A 2262-nucleotide genomic window follows, 5' to 3' on the forward strand; every position below is an offset into this window, starting at 1 on the left:
GACTAATATCAATTATCATGCTGATTTTTCGTTAATTATATATATTTATACATTGACCCGACAAATAAGTTTTTATTAATTGACAATTTACTTACACCTGTCAATATTGTGACAGCCGTGACTTTTATGTCCGTCAATGAATTACCCCCTTACTAGCGAATATGATTTTATCAGACAGAAGTGAATTTATTAGCTGTATATCAGTAGATGCCGATATGCAGTTTATTGCTAAATATCAAGACCTCACTCTAAGAAGCGTCTATCAACCTATATTTGACCGTTCTATGTGTCAGATAGGTGTAGAGGCTTTGGTGCGAATCTCTAATAGTAATGGCGAAAGTGTTCGCCCTGATCACTTCTTTCATTCAGACGAAACCTCTAATGCGGATAAAATAAACGTTGAAAGGTTGAGCCGCGCAATTCATATCCGTAACTTTGCTCAATCGACTGTCCGTCACCTTCAACTCTTTTTGAATGTTCTGCCAAATGTAGGCGAACTCTTTGCCGCAGAAAAAGTAAGCGAAAGCTTATTGGCTAAAAGACTACACGAATTAAACCTATCCTGTGACCAAATCGTCATGGAACTCGTTGAACTAAGCGTCGATAGTGAAGAAAAGCTCAAATTGGCAGCAACCTCCCTTGCAGACAACGGCTTCCAAATCGCTGTCGATGACTTCGGCACTCAAGCATCTACAGAAAGCCGCGTGTTACACATTGCCCCTCACATCATTAAAGTCGACCGCTCCGTCATGCTTAAGTTTGAGGAGGGCGATACGTCCGATATGGAGCTTGCTATCTCTCTTGCTGAGTCGATCAACGCGAAAACGGTGATTGAAGGTATTGAAACTCAGCAACAGCTAGAACGTATGGAGGAATTAGGATTTGATATGTTCCAGGGCTACCACTTAGCGATGCCACAATCGATTGAACTCGACTTACAACTTGCAATGTAATTCCCCTCTTCCTTTTTTCGCTCTACTCAATACTGATTGAACCCCATTACGACTTCATGCTCGTCTTTGACTCAGGTTTGATCTGGCTTGAGCATGTTCACAAAGCAATTAGATACAAAAAAGCCCAGTCAACAATGACTGGGCTGGCTTAAAAGAATCTGTTTTATATCAATCCCTAATAACCCGCAGTGGACGGTTTGATTCTATATAAGATAGCGAACATCACAGGTACTACTATTAGCGTTAGTACTGTAGCAAAGCCTAAGCCTGCCATGATGGTAATCGCCATCGAGCCGAAAAATGCATCGAATACCAAGGGAATCATACCCAAGATAGTCGTTAGTGCTGCCATAGACACCGGTCGTACACGACTGATCGCACTATCTACAACCGCTAAGTAAGGATCTTTACCTGTCGCAAGTTCACTGTTGATCTGGTCAAGCAGTACGATACCGTTCTTCAGAATCATGCCGCTTAAGCTAAGTAAGCCTAAGAACGCCGTGAAGCTAAATGGCATATTAGTACCTAACAAACCAATTGATACGCCAATGATAGACAGTGGAACCGTAAACCAAATCACAAGCGGCTTACGTACCGAATTGAACAGAAGCATAGTGATGATAAACATCAACAAGTAGCCCATTGGCAGTGAACCAAACAGAGACTCTTGTGCATCTTTAGAGCTTTCATACTCACCGCCCCAGCTTATGCTGTAGCCTTCTGGCAAATCTAATGCTTCAACCTTAGGTTTCACACGAGCAAACAAACTTGCTGGTGTTTCATCACCCAGTACATCATGGTCAGCCAATACCGTTAGCGTACGTTTTCTATCACGACGCTGAATCAGTGGTTCAGACCATTGAAGCTCTACACCATCAATCACTTGTTCAACTGGAATGTAGGTTTGTAGCGACGGGCTCCAAATCTTCACATTGTTTAGCGATTCGAAATCAAAACGCTCTTCTTCCGGTAAACGTGCCACGATAGGTAACATATGCGTACCATCACGCAGTAGGCCGATGTTGTAACCACCAAACGCCATCTGTAACGTCTCGGACAGATCTGTTTTTGAAATGCCTAGGCGACGAGCCTTAGATTCGTTGAACAGCGGTACCAGCTCTTTAGTGCGTTCACGCCAATCGTGACGAACGTTTCGAGAACCCGGGTCAGCTAACAAGATATCTTCCACTTGTACCGCGATATTACGAAGTGTTTGTGGATCAGCGCCGCTTATACGCGCTTCGATTTTAGATGCTGGTGATGGACCAAATTCAATTAACTTGAATTGGAACGTCGGTTGTTCAAATAC

At 43.0% G+C, this 2262-nt stretch carries 2 protein-coding genes; one reads left to right on the forward strand and one right to left on the reverse strand.

Features of this window, described 5'->3' with window-relative positions; translation table 11 throughout:
- Positions 1–215 precede the first annotated feature (215 nt).
- Positions 216–953: an EAL domain-containing protein gene (locus BCT81_RS27250; protein ID WP_102426487.1), complete on the forward strand. Its 738-nt coding sequence runs from the start codon at positions 216–218 to the stop codon at positions 951–953.
- A gap of 175 nt (positions 954–1128) precedes the next feature.
- Here the strand turns inward: BCT81_RS27250 and BCT81_RS27255 are convergent.
- A partial coding sequence (locus BCT81_RS27255; RefSeq protein ID WP_133152748.1) for an efflux RND transporter permease subunit occupies positions 1129–2262 on the reverse strand: 1134 nt, incomplete at its 5' end.

The sequence above is a fragment of the Vibrio sp. 10N.261.52.A1 genome, from assembly GCF_002876325.1.
GTDB classification, from domain to species: Bacteria; Pseudomonadota; Gammaproteobacteria; order Enterobacterales; family Vibrionaceae; genus Vibrio; species Vibrio chagasii.

What these genes read in the sequence shown, in the direction of transcription:
- BCT81_RS27250 (WP_102426487.1), top strand. Translation starts at nt 216, where the DNA reads ATGCAGTTTATTGCTAAATATCAAGACCTCACTCTAAGAAGCGTCTAT.